At 72.1% G+C, this 24054-nt stretch carries 24 protein-coding genes and 1 pseudogene; 11 read left to right on the top strand and 14 right to left on the bottom strand.

Annotated elements, in window-relative coordinates; all coding sequences use genetic code 11:
• The first annotated feature begins 31 nt into the window (after positions 1-31).
• The 3 genes from ACLJQM_RS22475 (at position 32) to ACLJQM_RS22465 (ending at position 2588) form a co-directional block, all read left to right on the top strand.
• Entirely contained in the window at positions 32-1051 is a 1020-nt protein-coding gene (locus ACLJQM_RS22475; RefSeq protein WP_360766945.1) for a fatty acid desaturase family protein, read from the top strand.
• A gap of 9 nt (positions 1052-1060) precedes the next feature.
• Positions 1061-2122, top strand: a complete 1062-nt coding sequence (locus ACLJQM_RS22470) for an MBL fold metallo-hydrolase (protein WP_360766942.1) — start codon at positions 1061-1063, stop codon at positions 2120-2122.
• Between the two features lie 211 nt (positions 2123-2333).
• Positions 2334-2588, top strand: coding sequence for a Smr/MutS family protein (locus tag ACLJQM_RS22465; RefSeq protein WP_009075408.1), 255 nt, complete (start codon positions 2334-2336; stop codon positions 2586-2588).
• On the opposite strand, the gene ACLJQM_RS22460 is transcribed toward ACLJQM_RS22465, so the two are convergent.
• From ACLJQM_RS22460 to ACLJQM_RS22430, 7 genes are all read right to left on the bottom strand, one after another.
• Entirely contained in the window at positions 2589-3188 is a 600-nt protein-coding gene (locus tag ACLJQM_RS22460) for a hypothetical protein (protein WP_410632667.1), read from the bottom strand.
• Between the two features lie 120 nt (positions 3189-3308).
• The gene (locus tag ACLJQM_RS22455) at positions 3309-4436 is read right to left on the bottom strand and encodes an alpha/beta fold hydrolase (protein ID WP_410632666.1); all 1128 of its coding nucleotides are present in this window, start codon (positions 4434-4436) and stop codon (positions 3309-3311) included.
• Positions 4437-4536: 100 nt separating this feature from the next.
• Positions 4537-5076, bottom strand: a complete 540-nt coding sequence (gene hsaB, locus ACLJQM_RS22450) for a 3-hydroxy-9,10-secoandrosta-1,3,5(10)-triene-9,17-dione monooxygenase reductase subunit (RefSeq protein ID WP_247011974.1) — start codon at positions 5074-5076, stop codon at positions 4537-4539.
• On the bottom strand, positions 5073-5984 hold the full coding sequence (hsaC, locus tag ACLJQM_RS22445; RefSeq protein WP_247011976.1) for an iron-dependent extradiol dioxygenase HsaC: 912 nt from the start codon (positions 5982-5984) through the stop codon (positions 5073-5075). The genes hsaB and hsaC overlap by 4 nt, the downstream gene beginning before the upstream one ends.
• Positions 5984-6829: a 4,5:9,10-diseco-3-hydroxy-5,9,17-trioxoandrosta-1(10),2-diene-4-oate hydrolase gene (gene hsaD, locus ACLJQM_RS22440; protein WP_360766927.1), complete on the bottom strand. Its 846-nt coding sequence runs from the start codon at positions 6827-6829 to the stop codon at positions 5984-5986. The genes hsaC and hsaD overlap by 1 nt, the downstream gene beginning before the upstream one ends.
• Positions 6829-7992: a 3-hydroxy-9,10-secoandrosta-1,3,5(10)-triene-9,17-dione monooxygenase oxygenase subunit gene (hsaA, locus tag ACLJQM_RS22435; RefSeq protein WP_360766923.1), complete on the bottom strand. Its 1164-nt coding sequence runs from the start codon at positions 7990-7992 to the stop codon at positions 6829-6831. The genes hsaD and hsaA overlap by 1 nt, the downstream gene beginning before the upstream one ends.
• 33 nt (positions 7993-8025) lie before the next feature.
• The gene (locus ACLJQM_RS22430) at positions 8026-9624 is read right to left on the bottom strand and encodes an FAD-binding protein (protein ID WP_410632664.1); all 1599 of its coding nucleotides are present in this window, start codon (positions 9622-9624) and stop codon (positions 8026-8028) included.
• Positions 9625-9824: 200 nt separating this feature from the next.
• Here ACLJQM_RS22430 and kstD point away from each other — a divergent pair, with 200 nt between their 5' ends.
• Genes kstD through ACLJQM_RS22400 form a run of 6 tightly spaced genes read left to right on the top strand, consistent with a single transcriptional unit; the run spans position 9825 to position 15264 of the window.
• Positions 9825-11489 (top strand): 3-oxosteroid 1-dehydrogenase, encoded by a 1665-nt coding sequence (gene kstD, locus ACLJQM_RS22425; protein ID WP_410632663.1) that lies wholly within the window; start codon positions 9825-9827, stop codon positions 11487-11489.
• Entirely contained in the window at positions 11486-12622 is a 1137-nt protein-coding gene (locus tag ACLJQM_RS22420) for a Rieske 2Fe-2S domain-containing protein (RefSeq protein WP_410632662.1), read from the top strand. The genes kstD and ACLJQM_RS22420 overlap by 4 nt, the downstream gene beginning before the upstream one ends.
• Positions 12619-12876 (top strand): hypothetical protein, encoded by a 258-nt coding sequence (locus ACLJQM_RS22415; protein WP_247011988.1) that lies wholly within the window; start codon positions 12619-12621, stop codon positions 12874-12876. The genes ACLJQM_RS22420 and ACLJQM_RS22415 overlap by 4 nt, the downstream gene beginning before the upstream one ends.
• Positions 12869-13900 carry a 2Fe-2S iron-sulfur cluster-binding protein gene (locus tag ACLJQM_RS22410; RefSeq protein WP_410632661.1) on the top strand — a complete coding sequence of 344 codons (1032 nt, stop codon included), beginning with the start codon at positions 12869-12871 and terminating at the stop codon, positions 13898-13900. Before ACLJQM_RS22415 ends, ACLJQM_RS22410 begins: the two co-directional genes overlap by 8 nt.
• Positions 13901-13908: 8 nt before the next feature.
• Positions 13909-14754 carry a MaoC/PaaZ C-terminal domain-containing protein gene (locus tag ACLJQM_RS22405; protein ID WP_247011992.1) on the top strand — a complete coding sequence of 282 codons (846 nt, stop codon included), beginning with the start codon at positions 13909-13911 and terminating at the stop codon, positions 14752-14754.
• A 57-nt stretch (positions 14755-14811) separates the two neighbouring features.
• Positions 14812-15264, top strand: coding sequence for a riboflavin kinase (locus ACLJQM_RS22400; protein ID WP_410632660.1), 453 nt, complete (start codon positions 14812-14814; stop codon positions 15262-15264).
• A gap of 653 nt (positions 15265-15917) precedes the next feature.
• Here ACLJQM_RS22400 and ACLJQM_RS22395 read toward each other — a convergent pair.
• The 6 genes and pseudogenes from ACLJQM_RS22395 to ACLJQM_RS22370 all read right to left on the bottom strand — a co-directional run.
• Positions 15918-16445: pseudogene (locus ACLJQM_RS22395) on the bottom strand (DUF5134 domain-containing protein); the annotation flags it as partial.
• 88 nt (positions 16446-16533) lie between these two features.
• Positions 16534-17703 (bottom strand): lipid-transfer protein, encoded by a 1170-nt coding sequence (locus ACLJQM_RS22390; protein WP_410632659.1) that lies wholly within the window; start codon positions 17701-17703, stop codon positions 16534-16536.
• Complete coding sequence (locus ACLJQM_RS22385) at positions 17700-18086, bottom strand: MaoC family dehydratase (RefSeq protein ID WP_410632658.1); 387 nt, start codon at positions 18084-18086, stop codon at positions 17700-17702. Before ACLJQM_RS22385 ends, ACLJQM_RS22390 begins: the two co-directional genes overlap by 4 nt.
• The gene (locus ACLJQM_RS22380; RefSeq protein WP_410632657.1) at positions 18083-18991 is read right to left on the bottom strand and encodes a bifunctional MaoC family dehydratase N-terminal/OB-fold nucleic acid binding domain-containing protein; all 909 of its coding nucleotides are present in this window, start codon (positions 18989-18991) and stop codon (positions 18083-18085) included. Before ACLJQM_RS22380 ends, ACLJQM_RS22385 begins: the two co-directional genes overlap by 4 nt.
• A complete protein-coding gene (locus tag ACLJQM_RS22375; protein ID WP_410632656.1) occupies positions 18988-20142 on the bottom strand; it encodes an acyl-CoA dehydrogenase family protein in 1155 nt (384 codons plus the stop codon). The genes ACLJQM_RS22380 and ACLJQM_RS22375 overlap by 4 nt, the downstream gene beginning before the upstream one ends.
• Before the next feature lie 5 nt (positions 20143-20147).
• Positions 20148-21197 (bottom strand): acyl-CoA dehydrogenase family protein, encoded by a 1050-nt coding sequence (locus tag ACLJQM_RS22370; protein ID WP_410632655.1) that lies wholly within the window; start codon positions 21195-21197, stop codon positions 20148-20150.
• A gap of 88 nt (positions 21198-21285) precedes the next feature.
• Here ACLJQM_RS22370 and ACLJQM_RS22365 point away from each other — a divergent pair, with 88 nt between their 5' ends.
• Both ACLJQM_RS22365 and ACLJQM_RS22360 read left to right on the top strand, forming a co-directional pair.
• A complete protein-coding gene (locus tag ACLJQM_RS22365; RefSeq protein WP_360766884.1) occupies positions 21286-22119 on the top strand; it encodes an alpha/beta fold hydrolase in 834 nt (277 codons plus the stop codon).
• A 13-nt stretch (positions 22120-22132) separates the two neighbouring features.
• Positions 22133-22630, top strand: a complete 498-nt coding sequence (locus ACLJQM_RS22360) for a nitroreductase family deazaflavin-dependent oxidoreductase (protein ID WP_360766882.1) — start codon at positions 22133-22135, stop codon at positions 22628-22630.
• Here ACLJQM_RS22360 and ACLJQM_RS22355 read toward each other — a convergent pair.
• Positions 22614-23999 carry a WS/DGAT/MGAT family O-acyltransferase gene (locus tag ACLJQM_RS22355; protein WP_410632654.1) on the bottom strand — a complete coding sequence of 462 codons (1386 nt, stop codon included), beginning with the start codon at positions 23997-23999 and terminating at the stop codon, positions 22614-22616. The two genes, ACLJQM_RS22360 and ACLJQM_RS22355, sit on opposite strands and share 17 nt — an antisense overlap.
• Positions 24000-24054: the final 55 nt, after the last annotated feature.

The following is a 24054-nucleotide window of genomic DNA, read 5'->3' as shown; positions in this document are numbered from 1 at the left end:
CTGGAGCCCGCCGTCGTGAAGACTCGGGTGGGTGACCGCAGACAACCTCGTGCGCACCGGGAGCGACTTCGCCCGGCTGAGCCACCGCATCTCCGCCGCCGGCCTGATGGCGCGCCGTCCCGGCTACTACGCCCTCCGGATCTCCGTCGTCGCCGGGCTCTTCGCCGGCGGGTGGGTGGCGTTCGCCTTCCTCGGGAACTCGTGGTGGCAGCTCGCCGTCGCGGCGTTCACGGCCGTCATGTTCGGGCAGATCGCGCTGCTCTCCCACGATCTCGCGCACAAGCAGGTGTTCCGGCGCCGCCGGCCGACCGAGGTCGCCGGGATGGTGGCGGGCAACCTCGGGGTCGGGATGAGCTACGGCTGGTGGATGGACAAGCACACCCGCCACCACGCCAACCCGAACCACGAGGAGCTCGACCCCGACGTCGACCCGGACATCCTGGTGTGGTCGAAGGACCAGGCGCGCGCCAGCCGCGGGGTGGCCCGGTTCATCGGGCGCTACCAGGCGTTCCTGTTCTTCCCGCTGCTCACCCTCGAAGGGCTGAACCTGCACTGGTCGGGGATCCGCGCGGTGCGCAAGCCGGGGCTGCGCCACCGCAAGACCGAGGCCGCGTTGCTCGTCGCGCACCACGTCCTGTACTTCGGCGCGCTGTTCACCGTCCTCTCCCCCGGCATGGCATTGCTGTTCTTCGCCGTCCACCAAGGACTGTGGGGTGTCTACATGGGGTCGATCTTCGCGCCGAACCACAAGGGCATGCCGACGCTGACCGGGCCCGCCGAGCTGGACTTCCTGCGCAAGCAGGTGCTGACGTCCCGCAACGTCCGCGGCGGCCTCGTCACCGACGTCGCGCTCGGCGGCCTCAACTACCAGATCGAGCACCACCTGTTCCCCAGCATGCCGTCGCCGCACCTGCGGCGGGCGCAGCCGATCGTCCAGGCCTACTGCGCCGAGCTCGGTGTCCCCTACCTGCAGACGAGCCTGGTCGAGTCCTACCGGCAGGCCCTCACCCACCTGCATGAAGCTGGGGCCCCTCTCAGGAACCGTTCGTAGACTCGGGTCATGAGGAAGACGATCGCGGCCCTGCGTGACCTGCCGGCGGCGTTCGGCGCGAAGGCGTCCGGGGCGCGAGCCGAGCGGATGCGTTCTTCGCCGCAGTTCGACGGCAAGGTGTTCCGCAACGTCGCCCCGCGCCACCCGATGACGGCGGCGTCGATGCGGACCATCTTCCGCGAGATGTTCTTCGGCGAGCACCGCGAACTGCGCAAACCGGGCGGCGCGGTCCCGCTGGTCGCGGCGGCCCCGGTCGACTCGGCCGAGGGCGTGCACCTGACCTGGTACGGCCACGCGTCCACGCTGGTCGAACTCGACGGCGCCCGCGTGCTGCTGGACCCGGTGTGGAGCGAGCGCGTGTCCCCCGCGGCGTTCGCCGGCCCGCGCCGCCTGCACGAACCGCCGGTGCCGCTGTCGGGCGTCGGCCGGGTCGACGCGGTCGTCATCTCCCACGACCACTACGACCACCTGGACCTGGCCACCATCCGCGAGCTGGTGACGTCGACGACGGCGCCGTTCCTGGTCCCGCTCGGGGTCGGCGCGCACCTGGAACGCTGGCGCGTGCCGGCCGCCCGGATCATCGAACTCGACTGGCACGAAGAGGCCGAGGTGGCGGGCGTCCGCTTCGTGGCGACGCCGGCCCAGCACTTCTCCGGCCGCGGCATCTCCAACGACGGCACGCTGTGGACGTCGTGGGCGCTGCTGGGCCCGTCCCACCGGGTGTTCTACAGCGGTGACACCGGCTACTTCGACGGCTTCGCGAAGACCGGCACCGAACTCGGCCCGTTCGACGCGGCGCTGATCCAGATCGGCGCGTACGCCCCGCTGTGGCCGGACATCCACATGACACCGGAGGAAGGCGTCGCGGCGGGCCTCGACGTCCGGGCGAAGCTGCTGGTCCCGGTGCACTGGGCGACGTTCCAGCTGGCGATGCACCCGTGGGGCGAGCCGGCGGACCGCGTGTGGCGCGAAGCGAAGGCGGCCGACCTGACCCTGGCGATCCCCCGCCCGGGCGAGCGCATCGACGTCACGGCACCCCCACCGGTGGACGGCTGGTGGCAGGCACTGTGACCGGCAAGCCGGCGCCGGTCACCGCCCCGGCCGGGTGCTGGCGGAGGCCTCGCCCGGCCGGCCGCGTTTGTGCCGGACCGCCGCTTCTCCACGCGACGGCCGCGCGGATGGACGTTGCCGCGCGCGGGCACCACGGGTGAGGATGGGCGGGAGACCGACCTGACGAGCGCGCCCGAGGGGCCGCGGGCGTCGGCCGAGCACGGGAGCGCGTGTGAAGCTCAAGCTGGACCTGCACGACATCTACAACCGCGGCGGCGAGATCGACCGGGCCCTGCGCGCGGTCATCGACGAGGCCGTCGCCAAGAAGGCGCCGCTCGTCGAGATCATCCCCGGCAAGGGGTCGGGTCAGCTGAAGAAGCACGTGCTGCGGTTCCTCGAGCGCAAGGACGTCAAGGCGCTCTACCACCGGGTCGAGAAGGACAAGGACAACTTTGGCCGGGTGTTCGTGCACTTCCGCTGGAAGTGATCAGAACCGGGTGTCGTGCCGGGTTTCGGCCCACGCGCGGTCCCACGCCGCCGAGTGGAGGCGGCCCAGGACGAACCGGCCGACGCCGTACAAACCGGCCAAGGAGCCCGTGATCGCGACCCACAGCAGGATCGCCGCGAAGACGCCGTCGGCCGCCGACGTCGACGGGGACAGCGGCTCCGCAGTCAGTTCGCCGCGCTGGTCGAGCCAGACGGACACGCGGGTGCCGGCCGGGCTGCCCGCGTCGGCGAGGACGTCACCGGTGTGGCGGGCGCCGCGGGTGTCGAACCAGGCGGCCTGGACCGTCGTCTGGTCGGCCGGGGCGCCGGCGCCGTCGGTGCTGTAGGTCTGGCTGGGCGCCGCGGCTAGCGAGACCGCCGTCGCCGGGTGGCGGGTCGTGCGCTCCTGCTCGGCGCGGGTGGTCTGCGCGGCGTAGGTCTCGGAGCCGAACGCCGCCGCGAACGGCACGGCCAGCAGCGCGCCGGCGATCACCAGGAGGAGCAGGAGGGACTCGAACCGGTCGCCCGTGCGCGCCAGCGGGTTGCGCCCGGGGTGCAACCGGCGCCGGAACCGGGCGATCCGTCCGCTGGGCCTGCGCATGCGCGACTCACTCCTCCCAGAAGACGTCATCTCGATAACAGTGTGCGCGCAGGGGCTCGACTTTTTCTCGCGAATGGGATGCGGCCCACCTGTGAACCGGTGCACAACCACCCGGTCGTGCTACCTCGCCGCGATCGCCGAGCACAGCGCGTGAGCGATTTCCCGTCCGGTGACGTCGGTGTGGCCCCGCACGAAGCGCTCCGCGCGGAGGTTGTGCGGCACGCCCGGTCGCCAGCGGTAGGTCCCGGTCACCGGGGCCAGCTCCGCGGCGACGGCTTCGGCGGTCCGCTGCGCGCCGTCGTGGCCCATGGCGCCGTACGGCGCGCCCCCGATCCGGGCCGCGATCGCGTACGGGACGCCGACGACGAAATCGGCGGCGGAGTGCGTGACCAGGATCGGCCCGCGCACGACCCGCTCGTCCAGCACGCGGCGGAACACGCCCGCCCGGCCGCCGCCCCAGTCCGCGGCGAAGCCGAAGTGCGAGAACGCGGCCTGCAGCAGGGTGAGCGTCGCCAGCGAGCCGGCCGGGAGCGCGCCGGCGGCCGCCGTCACCAGCCGCGCGCCGAAGCTGTGGCCGACGAGGTGGATCTTCGGCCCGCCGGGCGACGTCGCCAGCAGCGGCGCGAGCCCGCGGACGCCCACCTCGTTCGCGCGGGCTTTGAGCTCGTAGCAGGCGAGGAAGTCGAGCAGGTGCGTCGCCGCGGCCTTCCCGAGCCGGTCCATGACGGTGCCGCCGGGGAGGGTGAACAGCTGCGTCGAGGCGTCTTCGTGGTCGTCCGCGCCGCGGGTGGCGACCGACAGCAGCGCGGCGGCGAACGCGGTGCGCGCGGTGGCGCGGACCGGCAGCGCCGGGACCAGGTCGGCGGCGGCGTCGATGGTGAGCCGCTGGCCGGGCACGAGGTCCCGCAGCAGGTCGAGCCGCTCCGGCAGCCCGGCGTCCGGCCCGGCGGTTTTCCGCGACGGCCACAGCACGCAGACGAGGGCGATCCCCCGCCCGGCCCCGCCGACCGACCGCATCGACCCGGCGAGGGCCGAACAGAGCAGGCGCGCGACCAGGTGACCGTCGTTCCAGCCGTGGCAGAGGACGACGAGATCGGTGACGCCCGGGGTGCCGGCCAGCTCCCGAACGGCCGCACCCCGGTCCCCGACGAGCTCACCGGCCGGGCCGAATTCGACCTCGGCGGCCGGGAAACCGCACCACTGCACGGGCTCCTCCTCGGGCGACGACTCCGGGAAAGTCGCGCGCACCTCGGCGCCCGTTACGGGAAATGGGCCGCGGGGTGCAGCCCGCCTCGAACCGGAACCCCGGCCGCGGCCCGCGCACCCGGGCGGCAACCGTGGCCGCCGGTCAGAGCCAGTCGTCCGGGCGGGGCCACGGCATCAGCGCCGCCAAGGCGTCCCGAGCCGGTTCGGTCACCGCGTAACGGCCCCGGTGGAACAGCAGCGGCCGCGCCTCCGAAGGCGCACCCAACGCCGTGACCCGGCCGATCACGACGTAGTGGTCCCCCGCCTCGTGCACCGCCTCGAGAGAACAGTCGATCCACGTCAGCGCGCCGTCGAGCAGCGGCGCCCCGGACGGGGCCGGCGTCCAGGCGACCCGGGCGAACTTGTCCGCACCCCGGGCACCGAACACCGCGCTGATCTCCTGCTGGTCCTCCGCCAGCACGTTGACGGCGAACCGCCCCGCCGCGGCGAGAACCGGCCAGGTCCGCGAAGTCCGGGCCGGGCAGAACAGCACCAGCGGCGGATCCAGCGACAACGCGGCGAACGACTGGCAGGCGAACCCGGCGAGAGTGTCGCCGTCCCGGCCGGTGACCACCGTGACTCCCGTGCAGAAGTGCCCGAGCACGCTGCGGAAGCCGGCCTGGTCGACCGCCATCGCGGTCATGACCCGGGCGGCCGCGCACCGACCGAGAAGTCGTGTCCCCACAACGAAACCGCGGTGCTTTCGCGGGCGATCCAGTTGTCGTCGTCGACTTGGCGGCCTTCGCACCCGAACTCGACGTCGAAGCCACCCGGGGTCTTCATGTAGAAGGAGAGCATCAGGTCGTTGACGTGCCGGCCGAGGGTGGCCGACATCGGGACCTTGCGGCGGATCGCGCGGTCGAGGCACAGGCCGACGTCGTCGGTGTTCTCCACCTCCACCATCAGGTGCACGATCCCGCTCGGGGTGGGCATCGGCAGGAACGCCAGGCTGTGGTGGCGCGGGTTGCAGCCGAAGAAGCGCAGCCACGCGGGGGCGCCGTCGGCGGGACGGCCGACCAGCTGCGGTGGCAGGCGCATCGAGTCGCGCAGCCGGAAGCCGAGGACGTCCCGGTAGAACCGCAGCGACGCCTCGTCGTCCTTGGTGGACAAAACGACGTGACCCAGCCCCTGCTCGCCGGTCACGAACTTGTGGCCGTACGGGCTCACCACGCGCCGGTGCTGCAGCGCGACGCCGTGGAACACCTCCTGGGTGTTGCCGGACGGGTCGTCGAAGCTGATCAGCTCGTCGACGCGCCGGTCGGCGAGTTCGTCGGGTGTGCCTTCCTTGTACGGCACGGACGCACTGTCCAACCGGGACCGGATCTCGGCCAGTTCGCCGGCGTTCGCGGCTTCCCACCCGGTGACCGCCAGCCGGTCGGCGGAGCCGGGTGAGACGACCAGCCGTGCCGGGAAGTCGTCCATGCGCAGGTAAAGCGCGTCCGGGTCGGTGCCGCTGCCTTCGACCATGCCGAGCACCTTGAGCCCGTACTCGCGCCACGCGGCCATGTCGGTGGCTTCGACGCGCAGGTAGCCCAGTGACCGGATGCCCATCAGGAACTCCCGAGGAAGTCGAGGGCCAGCCGGTTGAACTCGTCGAACTTCTCCAGCTGGGCCCAGTGCCCGCAGCCGCCGAACACGTGCAGCTGCGCGCGCGGAATCGTCTTGCACGCCACCAGCGCGCCGTCCAAGGGATTGACGCGGTCCTCGCGGCCCCAGATCAGCAGCACGCGCTGGCGCAGCCGGTGGGCTTCGCGCCAGAGCATGCCTTCTTCGTAGGTTCCGGGCTGGGCGAACGACATCCCCATCGCGCGCATCGCGGCCAGGGACTCCGGGGTGTTCGCCGCGGCGAAGCGGTCGTCGATCAGCTCGTCGGTGATCAGCTTCTGGTCGTGGACCATGATGCGCAGGAACGCTTCCATGCGCTCACGGCTGGGGTGGGCCGCGAAGCGGCCGAGGTTCTTGACGCCTTCGGTGGGGTCCGGCGCGAACAGGTTGACGCTCAGCCCGCCCGGCCCCATCAGCACCAGCCGCCCGGCGCGCTCGCCGTGGTTCAGCGCCAGCCGGACCGCCGCGCCGCCACCGAGGGAATTGCCGACGAAGTGGGCGCGCTCGATCCCCAGGGCGTCCATCAGCCCGGCGACGGCGTCCGCGCTGTGCCGGAAGTACTGCGGGTGCTCGGTCGGCTTGTCGGAGCGGCCGAACCCGGGCTGGTCGACGGCGATCGTCCGGTAGTGCTTGGCGAACTCCGGCAGGTTGCGCCCGAAGTTGCTCCACGCCGAGGCGCCGGGCCCGCCGCCGTGCAGCAGGATGACCGTCTCGGCGTGCTCGGCGCCCGCTTCGTGGTAGTGCAGGTTCAGCGAACCCGCCCGGACGTACTTGCCTTCCGGAGCGGCCATCAGTACATCGCGTTCTCGACGGGGAGCCCGAAGGCGCCGGTGCCGAACATGACGTAGGCACGCTCGGCGTCGTTCGCCGCGTGCACCCGGCCCGCGTGCGCGTCGCGCCAGAAGCGCTGGATCGGCGTACCGCGCTGGATCGCGCGGCCGCCGGAGTTCTCGAAGAGCCGGTCGATCGCGGCGATCGCGCGTTCGGTGCCGCGCACCTGGTCGCGCCGGACGCGCAGCCGGAGATCGGTGGGCAGCCGCTCCTCGCGCTCGGCCAGTTCGTACAGCTCCTCGATGTTGCGGGTCAGCTGCAGCCACGCCGCGTCGATTTCGCTGGCCGCCTCGGCGATCCGCACCTTGGCGAACGGGTCCTCTTTGGACTGTTCACCGGCGTACGCGGCGCGCACGCGCTTGCGCTGGTGCTCGACGTGCGCGTCGTAGGCACCTTGGGCCATGCCGATGATCGGCGCGGTGATCGTGGACGGGTGCACGGAACCGTACGGCAGCCGGTACAGCGGTCCGGGGTTGATCGCCTGGCCCGGCACCTTGCACTTCGACGTCGCGATGAAGCTGAGCGCCCGGTGCTGCGGGATGAAGACGTCTTCGACGACGATGTCGTTCGACCCGGTGCCGCGCAGGCCCACGGTGTCCCAGACGTCCACGATCGCGTAGTCCGCGATGGGCAGCAGGTAGGTGCAGAAGTCGACCGGCTTGCCGCCGGAGAACGCGGGTCCCCCGAGCAGCACCCACGTGCAGTGGCCGGAGCCGGAGGAGAAGCTCCAGCGGCCGGAGAGCCGGTAGCCGCCTTCGACGACCTCGGCCTTGCCCATCGGCGCGTACGACGACGAGATCCGTACGTCCTGGTCCGCGCCCCAGACCTCTTGCTGGGCCTGCTGGTCGAACAGCGCCACGTGCCACGGGTGGACGCCGAGGATGGAGGCGACCCAGCCGGTGGACCCGCACGCGCTCGCGATCAGCTTGACCGCGGTGTAGAAGCTCACCGGGTCGGTTTCGAGGCCCCCGAAGGACTTCGGCTGCAGCATCTTGAAGAACCCGGTCTCCTGCAGGGCCTTCACGGACTCCTCGGGGACGTTCCGCGCGTCCTCGGTGTCCTGGGCCCGTTCCCGCAGGACCGGCAGGAGGTCCCGGACCCCGGCGATCACCTGCTCGTTCATGCGCAGTCCTCTCTCGCGTTCACTGCGCCAAGACTAGAACACGTTCTCGTTTTTGTCGAGAACACCCTGCGCCAGTGCGCTGTTGATCCCCGCCCTGCGGCCGGAAAACACGCAGTCGGCCAGGGACAGACCGCTCACGTAGGACCTGGAACAGATTCCCACGGCGGTGCGCCCGGCGGCGTAGAGGCCCGGGATCGGCGCCCCCGCCGCGTTCCGCACCGCGCCGGTGTCCTCGTCCACGACCAGGCCGCCGAGGGTCAGCATCGGCGTCGGGTAGCCGAGGTTCGGCCGCACCGAGATGTCGATGAGCGAGTACGGCGGGTGCGCCAGGCGCCGCGCGAACTCGGCGGGCTTGCCCACCGGGTCGCGATCGCCGTGGTAAGCCTCGACGCTGGCGCGCAGCCCCTGTGGGTCGACGCCGGCCTTGCGCGCCGCCTCTTCGACCGACGCGCCGGTCACGCGGCCGCGGCGCAGCAGGTACCGCAGCTGGAGGCCCTGGAACCACTGGCTTTGCGCCTTCGTGTCCCGGCGGGCGTCAGCCACGACCGGCGCGTCGACGAGCAGCCAGCCCCGGCCCCCGTGCTCCTCGATGAGCTTCTCCCCGACCGCGGCGCCGTACCGGGATTCGTCGATGACCCGGCGGCCCGCGGCGTCCACGATGATCCCGCCGAGGAACGCGCTGGGCGGGGTGATGAACCGCCACGCGGAGATCCGGCCGAGCTCGCCGGTCGCGCCGCCGGCCTCGACCCCGAGGCGGATGCCCGATCCGTCGTCCGCGGACGTGCCGAGCGGGAGGCCGCCGCGGTACGCCGGCGCGTGCTCGCGCACCAGCTCGCGGTTCGCGATGAACCCGCCCGCGGCGAGCACGACCCCGCGCCGGGCGGAAATCCGCAGCTCACGGCCGTGCTGCCGTTCGAGGCGCGCGACCCGCCGGTGCAGCGACCTGCGCAGCGACGGCACGTAGATCCCGGGCTTCGCGGCGTACTGCGCGAGCCGCCGGTGCCGGGCCCGCACCCCGGCGGGCGCGTCGCGCAGCGTGTCGGCGACGACCCCGGTGACGCGACCGTCCTCCTGGGCCAGCGAGCGCACGCGCGTCTGCGGCAGGACCCGGATCCCGCGCTTCGCCACGGCTTCCTTGAGCCGGGTCATCAGCAACTTTCCCGAGGTCCCGGGCCCCTTGACGCGGTGACCACGCTGGGCGGGCTTTGCCGCGTCGCGGAAGCCGCCGGCGGCCTCGCTGCCGGAGTAGTACAGGTAGTGGGCATCGCTCGGGTACGACGTCTTGTACGGGCACAGGCTGCCTTCGAACGGCACGCCGTTGCCTTCCAGCCAGGTGATCATCTCGCGGCTGCCCTCGCAGAACCGCCGCAACGTCCCTTCGGCGACGACGTCGCCGGTCTCGAGCCGCAGGTAGGCGTACATGGCGTCGACCGAGTCGTCGACGCCGGCATCGAGCTGCTGGGCGGTCCCGCCGCCCGCGTAGACCACGCCCCCGCTGACCGCGCTGGCGCCACCGCCGTCGAACCGCTCGACGATGACGACGTCGGCGCCCGCGTCGGCCGCTTCGAGGGCGGCGCAGGCGCCGGCCGCTCCGAACCCCACGATGACCACGTCCGCGACGAGTTCGTCCATGGTCGGTACCCTAGAACTGAAACACGTTCTCGTCTATGGTGGCCGAAGCGGCTCCCAACTGGATACTCGTTTCGTGGAACACGTTACCGATACGGCCGAAAAGCAGGCGGATGCGGGCCGGCGGTGGCCCACGCACCGGCAGCTGTTCCGCCGTGGCTGTCAGCCGGATCGGTAACCATCGACACAGCAGGTGAGGTGGCATGACGGAGCAGTTCGACGTTGTCGTCGTCGGCAGTGGCGCTGCCGGGATGACCGCCGCGCTGGCTGCGGCTCACCGCGGCCTGAGCGTCGTGGTCCTCGAAAAGGCGGCCTGCTTCGGTGGCTCGACCGCCCGCTCCGGCGGCGGGGTCTGGCTCCCGGGCAACCACGCGCTGCGCGCCGCCGGGATCGACGAACCGCCCGAGCGGGCTCGTGAGTACCTGGCCTCGATCGTCGGCGACGTCGTGCCGGCCGTCCGGCGGGACACGTTCCTCGGCCACGGCCCCGAGGTGCTGAAGTTCGTCTGCGACCACACGCCGCTGAAGTTCCGGTGGGTGCGCGACTACAGCGACTACCACCCCGAAGCGCCCGGCGGGCGGCCCGGCGGCCGGTCGGTCGAGCCGATGGCCTTCGACGGCAAGCTGCTCGGCGCCGAATTGACCCACCTCGAACCGCCGTACAGCGCTCCCCCGCTCGGCGTGCCGATCACCCAGGCCGACTACCGCTGGCTGAGCCTCCTGGCCCGGCACCCGCGCGGCAGCGCCCGGCTGCTGTCGCTGGGCGTCCAGTGGATCGCCGGGAAGCTCCGCGGGCAGCGGCTGCTCAGCATGGGGCAAGCGCTTGCGGCCGGCCTGCGGGTGGGCCTGACCAGAGCGGGCGTCGACGTCCGGCTGAACACGCCGCTGGTCGACCTGCGGGTCGAGGGCGAGCGCGTCACCGGGGTCGTCACCCCGGACGGCGTCGTCGGGGCCCGGCGCGGCGTGATCCTCGCCAGCGGCGGCTTCGAGCAGAACCTGGAGATGCGCGAGAAGTACCAGCGCGCGCCGATCGGCGTCGACTGGACCGTCGGCGCCGCCGCCAACACCGGCGACGGCATCACCGCCGGCATCCAGCTCGGCGCGGCGCTCGACCTGATGGACGACGCCTGGTGGGGGCCGACGCTGCCGCTCACCGGCGGCCCCTGGTTCGCGCTGGCCGAGCGGTCGCGCCCGCGCAGCATCATGGTCGACGCGCGCGGCGAGCGGTTCGTCAACGAGTCCGCGCCGTACGTCGAGGCCGTGCACGCGATGTACGGCGACGGCGATGGGCCCGGCGAGCACATCCCGACCTGGCTGCTGTTCGACCAGCGCTACAAGGACCGCTACATGTTCACCGGCATCGGGCCGCGCCAGCCGCTGCCCGGCCGCTGGTTCAAGGCCGGGATCGCGGCGAAGTCGTCGACGCTGTCCGGGCTGGCGGCGAAGATCGAGGTGCCGGCCGACGCGCTCGAAGCCACGGTGACCCGGTTCAACGGCTTTGCCCGCACCGGCGTAGACGAAGACTTCCGGCGCGGAGTCAGCAAGTACGACCACTACTACGGCGACCCGCGCAACAAACCCAACCCCAGCCTCGGCCCGCTCGACAAGGCGCCGTACTACGCGGTGAAGATCGTGCCCGGCGACCTGGGCACCAAGGGCGGGCTGCGCACCGACGAACAGGCACGCGTGCTGCGCGAGGACGGCTCGGTGGTGCCCGGGCTGTCCGCCGCGGGCAACGTCAGCGCGGCCGTGATGGGCCGGACCTACGCCGGCCCGGGCGCGACCATCGGCCCGGCCATGGTGTTCGGCTACCTTGCGGCGACGCGGCTGGCGAACGAAGATCAAGGCACCACGGGAGGCGAGCGATGACGCAGGAGTCCGTACGCACGATCTACGCCGGTGAGCCGCCGGCCCGGTTCGCCCGCGGCTGGCACTGCCTCGGCCTGGCCGAGCGGTTCCGCGACGGGAAACCCCACGCCGTCACGGCGTTCGGCACGAAACTCGTGGTCTTCGCCGACTCGAAGGGCGGCCTCAACGTCCTCGACGGCTACTGCCGGCACATGGGCGGGGACCTCACCCAGGGCAGCGTCAAGGGCGACGAGGTCGCGTGCCCGTTCCACGACTGGCGCTGGAACGGCAAGGGCAAGTGCGTCTCGATCCCCTACGCCAAGCGGGTTCCGCTGCGCGCGCGGACGCGGTCGTGGACGGCGCTGGAGCGGAACGGCCAGCTCATGGTGTGGCACGACCCGGAGGGCAACCCGCCGCCGGACGAGCTCGCCATCCCGGAGATCGAAGCGGCCGACAGTCCCGAGTGGAGCAACTGGACCTGGGACTCGATCTTCATCGACGGGTCCAACTGCCGCGAGATCATCGACAACGTCGTCGACATGGCGCATTTTTTCTACATTCACTACGCCTACCCCACGTACTTCAAGAACGTCTTCGAAGGCCACATCGCCACGCAGTACCTCAACACCAAGGGCCGCCCGGACATGGGCATGGCGTCGAACTACGGCGGCGAGGACAACCTGCTGCGCTCGGAGGCGTCGTACTTCGGGCCGTCCTACATGATCAACAAGCTGGTGAACTCGTTCCAGGGCTACGAAATCGAGAGCGTGCTCATCAACTGCCACTACCCCGTGACGCCGACTTCGTTCGTGCTGCAGTACGGGATGAAGGTCAAGAAGCAGCACGGGCTCACCGACGAGCACGCGGACAAGATCGCGGCGAAGCTGGCCAAGGGCATCGGCGCGGGCTTCCTGCAGGACGTCGAGATCTGGAAGCACAAGACGCAGATCGACAACCCGCTGCTGTGCGAAGAGGACGGTCCGGTCTACCAGCTTCGCCGCTGGTACCAGCAGTTCTACGTCGACGCGGCCGACGTCACCGAGGACATGACCCGGCGCTTCGAGTTCGAAGTGGACACTTCGAAGGCGAACGAGGCGTGGGCGGCCGAGGTGGCGGAGAACCTGGCCCGCCAGAAGACCGAGGCGGAAGTGTGACCACCGCCGAGCAGACCGAGTTCCTCGCGGGCGGGCTGCGACCGCACGAATGCCGCAGCTGCGGGACGTGCGTGCTGGTGAAGAAGAACAGCATCCAGCACACGAGCATCCAGTGGACGTCCCGGCCCGCCGAGACGTGCCCGGTGTTCGCCGACGCGGACGGTCCTTCGGCGCTGCTCGACACGTGCCCGAAACTGGCCGACAGCATCGGCGACGCCGTGCGCGACGGCACGCTGGCGGTGGCCGATGGCTGAGCGGGTCTACACGCTGACGGTCGCCGACGTCGTCGTCGAGACGCCGGACGCACGGTCGGTGGTCTTCGAGATCCCGCCGGAACACGCTGCGGCCTTTTCCTACACGGCCGGGCAGTTCCTGACGCTGCGGATCCCCAGTGACCGGACGGGTTCGGTGGCGCGCTGCTATTCGCTGTCGAGCGCGCCGCACGAGAACCGCGTGCAGGTGACGGTCAAGCGCACCGACGGCGGGTTCGGGTCGAGCTGGGTCTGTTCCTCGCTGCGGCCCGGGATGCAGGTCGACGTGCTGGCGCCGGCGGGCGTGTTCTGCCCGGCGTCGGTGGACGAAGACTTCCTGCTGTTCGCCGGGGGCAGCGGCATCACGCCGGTGATGGCCATCCTCAAAACGGCGCTGGAGACCGGGTCCGGGCGGGTCGTGCTGGTCTACGCGAACCGCGACGAGAACTCGGTCATCTTCGCGGGCGAGCTGGCGTCGCTGGCCAAGCGCCACGGCGACCGGCTGGTCGTCGTGCACTGGCTGGAAAGCGTCCAGGGCCTGCCGGACGTCTCGCAGCTGCGCGGGCTGGCGTCGGCGTACACGTCGCACGAGGCGTTCCTCTGCGGCCCGGCGCCGTTCATGGCCGCCGTGCGGGAGGCGCTCGGGCAGCTCGGCGTGCCCCGGGACCGGGTGCACGTCGAGAAGTTCACGTCGCTGACCGGAAACCCGTTCGAGGACGTCGTCGCCGAGGAAGAGCCGGAGTCCGGCGAAGCACCGGCGTCGCTGACCGTTTCGCTGGACGGTGACACGCGGTCGATGGCGTGGCCGCGGCAGCGCAAGCTCCTCGACCACCTGCTGGCCGCGGGCATGGACGCGCCGTACTCCTGCCGTGAGGGACAATGCAGCGCGTGCGCGTGCCGGGTGGTCTCGGGCGAGGTGAAGATGCTGCACAACGAGGTCCTCGACGCCGAGGACATGGCGGACGGCATCGTGCTGGCCTGCCAGTCGCTCCCGGTCACCGACGACGTCTCGATCAGCTACGAGTAGGAGCCCGCGTGCCCATCAACCCCGACGTCGCGATCGGCGCCGAGATCGGCGAGGTGAGCTTCGCCTGGACGTCGTCGGACGTGCTGCTCTACCACCTGGCGCTGGGCGCGGGGCCCGGTGAGCTGCGCTACACCTACGAGCGGGACCTGGTGGTGCTGCCGACGTTCGCGACGGTCGCGGCCAACCTGCGCGTGTTCGAGCCGCCGGCGGTGTCGTTCCCCGGTGTGGAGATCGACCTGGCGAAGGTGCTGCACGGCAAGCAGGAGATCACCCTGCACCGGCCGATCCCGGTGTCCGGCAAAGCCGTGGCCCGCTCGCGGGTCGCGGACGTGTACGACAAGGGCAAGGCCGCGGTGGTCGTCCAGGAGGTCGCGGTGACCTCGTCCGACGGGAGTCCGTTGTGGACGGCCCGGTCGAGCATCTTCGCCCGCGGCGAAGGCGGGTTCGGCGGCTCGCGGGGTCCGTCGGACCGCATCGAGTGGCCTTCGCGCGAGCCCGACGTCGTGCTCGAGACGCCGACGCTGCCGCAACAGGCGCTGCTGTACCGGCTGTGCGGCGACCGCAACCCGCTGCACGCCGACCCCGAGTTCGCCAAGGCGGCGGGCTTCGACCGGCCGATCCTGCACGGGCTGTGCACGTACGGGATCGTCGCGCGGGTGCTGGTCGACGAGTTCCTCGACGGCGACCCGGCCCGCGTGGCGTCGTTCGCGACGAAGTTCGCCGGCGTGGTCTTCCCGGGCGAGACGCTGCGGATCCGCGTGTGGCGCGAGGACGGCAGGCTGCTGGTCACGACGTCGGCGGCCGAGCGCGACGACGCCCCCGTGCTGGCGGACACGGTGCTGTCCACGCTCTGAAACCCCGCCCGCGCGCCCGCTACCGTGGAGGGGAGCGACTCGGGAGGACGGAACGCGATGCCGGAATACTTCGTGGTGCGGGGAACGGTCGAATCGGGCGACAAGCGCGGCCGTGAGCTGGGCTTTCCCACGGCCAACATCGCCCTGCGCGACCAGGACGGCTCCGTGGGCGACGGCGTGTGGGCGGGCTGGGTCCGCCGAGCCGACGGAACGCACGTCCCGGCCGCGATCTCGGTCGGTCGCCGCCCGACGTACTACGGCGCGGACGGCTACCGCCTGCTGGAGGCCCACCTTCTCGACTTCACCGGCGACCTCTACGACGAGACGCTCGTCGTGTGGCTCGGCTCGCACCTGCGCGACCAGGAGAAGTACTCCTCGGCCGAGGACCTGATCACGGCGCTGAAGAACGACATCGCGACGGCGACCCAGTGGACGCTCGCCCACCCGGCCACCGCCCTGCCGGCCGCCGAGGACAGCCCCCTGGGCGAGGTCCGCCGCCTCACCACCTGATCCGCGCGGGTCGTGAGTGGGAAACAGGGTTGGAACACTGTTTCCCACTCACGAGCCCGCGGGCGTCAGAGTGCCGAGGCGAGAAGCAGGTAGCCCATGCCGGCGCCCATTGCCACCCGGCAGATCGCGCGCGAAGCGTGCCCGGAGCCGGCGGCGGTCGCCGTGCCGCCGATCGAGTGCAGGGCATGCCCGGTCGCATGCGGTGCCTGCCCGGTCGCGCCGCCGATCGCCCGCAGGGCTCGCCCGGCTGTGCCGCCGATCGCCCGCGGGGCCTGCCCGGCCGTGCCGCCCATCGCATGCGGGGCCTGCCCGGCCGTGCCGCCGATCGCATGCGGGGCCTGCCCGGCCGTGCCGCCCATCGCATGCGGGGCCTGCCCGGCTGTGTCGCCGGTCGCCCGCAGGGCTCGCCCGGCTGTGCCGCCGATCGCCCGCGGGGCCTGCGCGGCCGTGCCGCCCATCGCATGCGGGGCCTGCCTGGCCGTGCGGCCGATCGCATGCGGGGCCTGCCCGGCTGTGTCGCCGGTCGCGTGCAGTGCCTGCCCGGCCGTGCCGCCCATCGCATGCGGGGCCTGCCCGGCCGTGCCGCCGATCACATGCGGGGCCTGCCCCGTCGCGCCGCCGATCGCATGCAGGGCCTGCCCCGTCGCGCCGCCGATCGGGCGCGAGGCGTGCCCGGAGTCGGCCACCGTCGCCGCGACGCCGATTGCGGGTGAAGCGTGTCTGGCCGTCGTCGCCGTGCCGCGGAGGGCGATCACTCCCGTGCGGACCGCGTCGGCCACGAAATACCCCGCCGCCGCCACCGCCAGCAAGGGCAGCGCCAACCGGGTATCCATTGTGGACATCGTCAGCCACGGGCCGTGCGTGCCCGGGTGGGGCATCGCCGTCACCATGTAGAACATCGCCGCCGCCGACAGGGCGTGGTGGGCGCAGGAGCGCCCCCGCCACCAGGCCGCCGTGAACCAGCCCGTCGTCAGCACCAGCACCGCCTGCCAGCCCGCCGCCGGGATCGGGCCGCCGACCGGGGAGACCATCGCCACCATCGCGACCACCAGCAGCAGCTCGGCCAGGTCGCCGTGGCGGAGGCCGTGGCCCAGCCGCGCGTAGTCGAGGCGGACCAGCCGCAGCACGCACGGCAGCGCCAGGGCCGCGAACACCGCCGTGAGCGCCCAGTCGACGACCATCGCGCGCTGTCCTCACTCTCCGTCGTGGGTGGTGTCTCCACCGTGACATCCACGACGGCCGCGCACCAGCCGTCAATGAGGTGACGCCTCAGTCACCCGTCAGGATGAGTCCGCTGGTCGGCACGCCCGTGCCCGCCGTGACCAGCACCCGGGACGCGCCGGTGACCTGGTTGACCGCCGTGCCGCGGACCTGCCGGACGCCTTCGGCGATGCCGTTCATGCCGTGGATGTAGGCCTCACCGAGCTGGCCGCCGTGCGGGTTGAGCGGCAGCGCGCCGTCGAGTTCCAGCGCGCCGCCGGCGATGAAGTCCTTCGCCTCGCCGCGGCCGCAGAAGCCCAGCTCCTCCAGCTGCATCAGGACGTACGGCGTGAAGTGGTCGTACAGCACCGCGACGTCCACATCGGACGGTCCGAGCCCGGACTGGCCCCACAGCTGCCGCCCGACGACGCCCATCTCGGGCAGCGCGGCCAGGTCGTCGCGGTAGTAGCTGGTCATCACGTACTGGTCCGGCCCGCTCCCCTGGGCCGCCGCGGCGATCACCGCCGGCGGCCGCGCGAGGTCGCGGGCGCGCGCCACGCTGGTGACGACCAGCGCGACGCCGCCGTCGCTCTCCTGGCAGCAGTCGAGCAGGTGCAGCGGCTCGGCCACCCAGCGCGACGCCTGGTGCTGCTCCAGGGTGATCGGCCGCTCGCGGAACCACGCGTTCGGGTTGGTCGCGGCGTGCTTGCGGTCGATCACCGCCACGCGGCCGAAGTCCTCGCTGGTCGCGCCGTAGTCGTGGAGGTAGCGCTGCGCGACCATCGCCACGGTGGCCGCCGGGGTCGCGATGCCCATCGGGTAGTGGAAAGCGTTGTCCACCCCCGACGAGTTCACCTGGCCGGCCGCGGCCGGGGACACCTGGCCGAACCGCATCCCCGAGCGCTCGTTGAACGCCCGGTACGCGACGACGACGTCCGCGACGCCGGTCGCCACCGCCATCGCGGCCTGCTGCACGGTCGCCGCCGCCGCGCCGCCGCCGTAGTGGATGCGGCTGAAGAACTTGAGCTCGGGGATGCCGAGTTCCCGCGCCACCGCGATCTCCGCGTTGCCGTCCATGGTGAACGACACCAGTCCGTCCACATCGGACGGCGAGAGCCCGGCGTCGGCGAGTGCGTGTGAGATGCATTCGGCCGCCAGCCGCAGTTCGCTGCGCCCGGAGTCCTTCGAGAACTCGGTCGCGCCGATCCCGGCGATGGCCGCCTTGCCCGAGAGCGTCACGGGAGGGTCACCTCCACGGTGCCGGCGACGTGCTCGCCGAGTGAGTCCACACCGGACACCGACACGACGACGTCGTTGCCGTCGGCGGACACCACCCGGCCGGTGAAGGTCAAGGTGTCGTAGGCGTAGCAGGGCACCCCGAGCCGGATCTTGACCGAGCGGATGAGCGCCTCCGGCCCGGCCCAGTCCGAGACGAACCGCTGCACCAGGCCGGTGTCGGTGAGGATGTTGAGGAAGATGTCCTTCGAGCCGCGCGCCACCGCCGCGTCCCGGTCGTGGTGCACGTCCTGGAAGTCGCGGGTGGCCAGCGCCGTGCTGACGACGAACGTCGGTGTCGCCTCGATCGTCAGCGGCGGCAGTTCCGTTCCTTCGGCGACGGTCATCGGGCCACCTTCCACGCGGGCAGGGTCAGGTCGTCGTCGACCCGGACGAACGCGGCCACCACCGGCAGTCCGATGTGGACTTCGGCTGGCGCGGCGTCGACCAGCTCCGCCATCACCCGGACCCCTTCTTCCAGTTCCACCAGTGCCACGACGAACGGAAGGTCCTTGCCCGGCACCGGCGGGTGGTGGTGCACGACGTAGGAGAACACCGTCCCGCGGCCGCTCGCGACGACGTAGTCCGGCTTGGCGTCGAGCGCGCCGTCCGGCGGCATCGGGCCCGGCGGGTGCCGCAACGTCTCGCCCCAGCGCTGGATGCGCAGTTCGCCCTGGCGAAGACCGTCCCAGAAGAACTCGGTGTCCTTGCTGATCACCGGCCGCAGCACCGGTGCCGCCGGCGGTCTCGGCGCGGGCGGCCGGAACTTGAGGACGCGGAACATCATCTCCGCGACGGCTTCGCCCTCGACGTACCAGGTCATCCGCGTGGTGACGAACCAGCCTTCGCCGAGCGCGGTCTTCTTCGGCCCGACGACGTCTTCCAGTTTCGTCCGCGCTTCCACCTGCTCGCCCGGCCGCAGGTAGCGGTGGTACGTCTGCTCGGAATTCGTCGCGACGACGGACGTGAACCCGGATTCGTCCAGCAACTCCATCATCAGGCCGAGCGGGTCGTCGCTGCCGCGCGGGACGTTCAGCCCGCCCATCGTCCACACCTGCGCCATCGCGGGCGGCGCGACCAGTCCCTTGTGGACGCTCCGCGCGGCGAACTCCGGATCGGTGTAGACCGGGTTGGCGTCCCCGATCGCCTCGACCCAGTTGTTCACCATGGCCTGGTTGACCGGGTCCCGCGCCAGGCGCGGCGCGCACTCCCCGCGGGCGGCGATTTCCCGGGCGGTTTCTTCGATGGTCATCGCGGCACCCTCGGCAGGCCCAGGCCGATCGACGCGATCAGCTCCCGTTGGATTTCGCTGACCCCGCCGCCGAACGTCAGCACGATGTTGCGCTTGGCGGAGACGTCCAGCCAGCCGGCCAGCTCGGCGGTGTCCGGGTCGGCCGGATCGCCGTGGCGGGCGACGAGTTCTTCGAGGTTCCGGCCGATGCGCTGGATCACCTCGGAGCTGAACACCTTGGTCGCCGACGCGTCGCCGACCACGACCGGCGCGGTCGCCGAGGACACGGCGACCTGCCAGTTCAGCAGTTCGTTCACCCGCGTCACCGCCATCGCTTCGGCCAGCACGGCCCGCACGTCGGCGAGGTCGAGCAGACCGCGGGCGGCGGCCCAGGCGCGCACGCGGTCGTACATCCCGCCGATGCGCCCGGCCGGCCCGAGCATCACGCGCTCGTGGTTGAGCTGCGTGGTGATCAGCCGCCAGCCCTCGTTCTCCTTGCCCACCAGCCGGTTCACCGGCACGCGAACGTCCGAATAGTACGTCGCGTTGACGTGGTGGGCGCCGTCGCAGGTGATGATCGGCGTCCACGAGTAGCCCGGATCTCTGGTGTCCGTGATGAGGATCGAGATGCCCTTGTGGCGGGGCGCGTCGGGCGCGGTCCGGACGGCGAGCCAGACGTAGTCGGCGTCGTGCCCGCCGGTGGTGAAGATCTTCTGGCCGTTGACGACGTACTCGTCGCCGTCGCGCACCGCCGTCGTCCGCAGCGCCGCGAGGTCGGTGCCGGCTTCCGGTTCGGTGTAGCCGATCGCGAAGTGGATCTCCCCGGCGAGGATCTTGGGCAGGAAGAAGGACTTCTGCTCGTCGGTGCCGAACTGCTGCAGCGTCGGCCCGACGGTCTGCAGTGTCACCGACGGCAGCTGGACGTCGGCGCGCGCGGCCTCGTCGACGAACAGGTGCTGCTCGATCTCGCCGAAGCCCTGCCCGCCGTACTCCTTCGGCCAGCCGACGCCGAGCCGGCCGTCGCGGCCCATCCGGCGGACGATCTCGCGGAACACCGGTCCGTGCCGCTCCCGCCGCATTTCCCGGCGTTCTTCCGGGCTGATCAGCCCGGCGAAGTACGCCCGGAGCTCCGCGCGCAGGTCCTTCTGCGCCGCGGTCAGTTCGACGTGCATCCCGCTCACCCCGCCACTCGTTCGCCGAGCCTGCCGAGCCGGTGCGCGGCGCCGCCGAGCGCCCGGCCGAGATCCTTGACCGCCGATGAATACCGGTGCAGCGGGTAGGTTTCGTCGACGCCGACACCGCCGTGCAGGTGGTGGCAGGTCGCGAGGGCCTTCGGGGCCTCCTCGGCGAGCCAGTAGGCGGCGATGTCCAGTTCGGCGTCCGCGTCGAGGCCGGCGGCCAGCCGCCACACCGCGGACGTCACGGCGAGGTGCACGGTCCGCGCGGCGACGTAGACGTCGGCGATCTGGCCCGCCACCGCCTGGAAGGCCGCCAGCGGACGGCCGAACTGGGCGCGTTCGCCGACGTGCTTGACGGTGAGCGCGAGGGCGCCGGCCACCAGCCCGTCGCCGAGCGCGAGCGCGCCGGCCAGCGCGAACCGGTGCAGCGCCGCGACCGCGCCCCGGTCGAAGAGCAGGTCGGCCTCTTCGACGGCGACCTCGTCGAGCCGCAGGGTGCACTCCGGCGTCCCGGCCGAGTTCCGCGTGGGGACGAGCGTGACGCCGTCGGCGCGCGGGTCGACCAGGTAGACGGCGGTGCCGTGCGGAGTGGTCACCGGCGTGAGGATCCGGGTGGCTTCGGCGGCGTACGGGACGGCCGTCTTCACGCCGTCGAGCAGCCACTTCCCGTTGGCCGCGCGCGCGGAGGCGGCGGGGTCGGCGGTCAGTGGCGCGGACGGCTCGTGCAGCGCGGCGGTGAGCAGCCCTTCCCCGGCCGCGACCGGCGGCAGGAACTCCGCGCGCTGGGCGGGCGTCCCGAGCGTCTCGACCGGCAGGACGCCCAGCGCGAGCGCGGCGTACGCGGGCACCGGCGCGGCGGCCCGGCCGACCTCGGTCAGGACCTGCGAGACCTCGGCGACGCCCAGGCCGTCGCCCTCGAGATCGGGGGGCAGCGCGAGCGCCAGCAAGCCCGATCCGGCGAGGGCGCGCCAGGGATCGTCTTCGGCGCCGAGCACTTTCGCGGCCAGCGCGGCGATCTCGCTCTGCGTGTCGTCAAGGGTGAAGTCCACGCCCGACCTCCGGCTCGGCGCAATACTGGAACATGTTCTAGTCTTAACCGGAAAGGACCGGCGCGGCAACCCCCGGAGGTGCAGCGGCATGGCGGCGACGCGGCGGCTGGTCACCGTGCCGCCCACGGCGGGCGTGCCCGACCCGGTTCCCCTCGAGCTGCCCGGCCGTGGGCGGACGGTGGTCACCGACGTCGGCCCGCGGGACGCGCCCGCGCTCGTCTTGCTGCACTCCGTGGCCTGCACCGGCCTGCTGACCTGGTATCCGGCACTGGCCGGGCTGGCGCGCGACCACCGCGTGGTCGTGTTCGACCAGCGGTGGCACGGCCGGGGCATCCGCTCGCCGGAGTTCCGGCTCGCCGACTGCGCCGGGGACGTGACCGCGGTCGCGGACGCGCTCGGCATCGGCCGGTTCGCGCTCGCGGGGTACTCGATGGGCGGACTGGTCGCACAGCTGGTCGCCCGCACCGAGCCAGAACGTGTTACCGGTTTGGTGCTGTGCTCGACCGCGAGCACCTTCCGCCGCGGGCTCCGGCAGCGCGTCGCGCTCGACGTCTTCGGCCGGACGGTGCGGCAGCTGCGCGAGCGCGTGAAGCTGCCGGTCGCGCCCGCCGCCCCGCTGCGGCGCGTCGAGGACCACCGGTGGGGGCTGCGGGAGTTCCGCTCGACCAAGCCGTGGGAGATCGCCGTCGCCGTCGACGAGATCGGCCGGTTCGACTCGACGCCGTGGCTCCACACCTTGCGGCTGCCCACGGCGGTCGTCGTGACCGGCCGGGACCGGTTCATCGCGCCCCACCACCAGCGGTCGCTCGCCCGCCGGATCCCGGGCGCGGCCACCTACGAAGTCGCGGCCGGGCACGCCGCGTGCGTCCTGGCCGCCGACCGGTGGGTGCCCGCCCTGCTCGCCGCCGTCCACTCCCTCTGAGGAAGGAACCACGATGGGACGCTTCAGCCTGCCGGAGCAGAAACCCGACGGCCTGGACTCGCCGGTGACGGCGAAGGTCATGAAGTACGGCGCGAAGGCGCAGGTCGCGGTCTTCAAGCTGACCGGCGGCCGGATCGGCAGCACCTGGCGGGTCGGGGCCGGGTTCCGCAAGCCGGTGCCGACGCTGCTGCTGGAGCACCGCGGCCGCAAGTCCGGGCGCCGGTTCACCACCCCGCTGCTCTACCTGCGGTCCGGCGGGGACGTCGTCATCGTCGCCTCGCAGGGGGGGCTGCCGCGGCACCCGCAGTGGTACTTCAACCTGCGGGCGGCCCCCGAGACGCGCATTCACCTGAAGGGACGCCGGGACGTCCCGGTGACGGCCCGCGTCGCGGCGCCGGCCGAACGCGCCGAGCTGTGGCCGCGCCTGGTCGAGCTCTATGCGGACTTCGCGAAGTACCAGGCGTGGACCGACCGGGAGATCCCGGTCGTGGTGCTCAGCCCGCGGCCTTGAGCAGCTGGTCGAGGGCCTCCGGCAGCGCGTCGGCGAGCGGCCAGAGGTCCTTGACCAGCTCGCGCGCGCCCAGCAGGCCGACGTGCACCTTGCCCGCGTTGGACAGCACGGTGACGTTCAGGCCCGCGCCGTGGAAGACCGGGCCGAGCGGGTAGAGGCCGGTGATCCGCGCGCCGAGGAAGTACAGCGGCATCGGCGGGCCGGGCACGTTGGAGACGACCAGGTTGTGCACCACCGGGTGCTTCTCGGCCAGGCGCAGCGCCGAGTACGCGCGCACGGCGAGGCCGAACGCCGTCGCGGCCGAGAACTGCGCCCAGTCCTGCAGCATGTCGGCGTCGATGTCGTAGTGGTGGTCCTTCGAGAGCCGGTTGGCCTCGGCGAGGAAGAACACCCGCGCGGCCGGGTCGGGCAGGTGCGTCGGGAGCGAGGCGAAGAACGCGGAAACCTTGTTGCTGCCGTGGTCGCGCTCGGTCCGGTCGTGCACCGAGACCGGGACGGTCGCGACCAGCGGGTCGTCCGGCAGCTCACCGCGCGCTTCGAGGAACTCGCGCAGCGCGCCGGCGACGAGCGCGAGCACGACGTCGTTCACCGTGACCCCGAAGGCGTTCTTGACGTTCTTGACGTCGTCGAGGTCCAGCTGGGCGAACGCGACGCTGCGGTGCCCGGTGATCGTGCCGTTCAGCGACGTCCGCGGCGCGGTGAAGGGGATCGGCATCCCCTTGCCCCGCAGGGCTTTCCCGAGCCACCGCGGCACCAGCTCCAGCAGGTCGGGCAGCAGCCGGACCACTTCGGCGGGCCGTCGCACGACGTTCCCGGCGCCCTCGCGGAGCAGGTCCAGCGGCGAGGGCGCGGCCGGGTTGCGCGGCTGCTCGATCGCCGGGGCGGGCGCGTCGGGCTCCAGGCCGGCGAGGTGGGTGATCAGGCTGGCGCCGCTCACGCCGTCGACGCTGGCGTGGTGCATCTTCAGCAGCACGGCGATCTGCCCGTCGGCCAGTCCTTCGATGACGTGGAGCTGCCACAGCGGCTGCGCGCGGTCGAGCTGCTGCCCGGCGATGTGCGCGCACAGCTCGGCCAGCTCGGCGCGGTCGCCGGGGGCCGGGACGCCGATGCGGTGCACGTGGTGGTCGAGGTCGAAGTCGTCGTCCTCGATCCACACGGGATGGCTCAGGTTCCAGAGGGGATTGTGCAGTTTGCGGCGGAACGCCGGGATCAGCGCGACGCGTTCTTCGAGCCGCGCCTTGAGTTTCGCGAAGCTGTAGCCGCCGGGGACGGTCGAGCCGTCGAGGGTGAGCAGCCCGCAGACGTGCAGGACCTGGGACGGCGTCTCGAGGTACAGGAAGCTCGCGTCGAGGCCGCTCAGTCTCTGCATGGCGCCAGGGTAAGCCACTTCCGGTGAGCGGCGCGTCACCCTACTCACCGGTATC

This window comes from Amycolatopsis sp. cmx-4-83, assembly GCF_046548815.1.
GTDB lineage: Bacteria > Actinomycetota > Actinomycetes > Mycobacteriales > Pseudonocardiaceae > Amycolatopsis > Amycolatopsis pretoriensis_A.
This window is presented reverse-complemented; position numbering and strand designations above follow the sequence as displayed.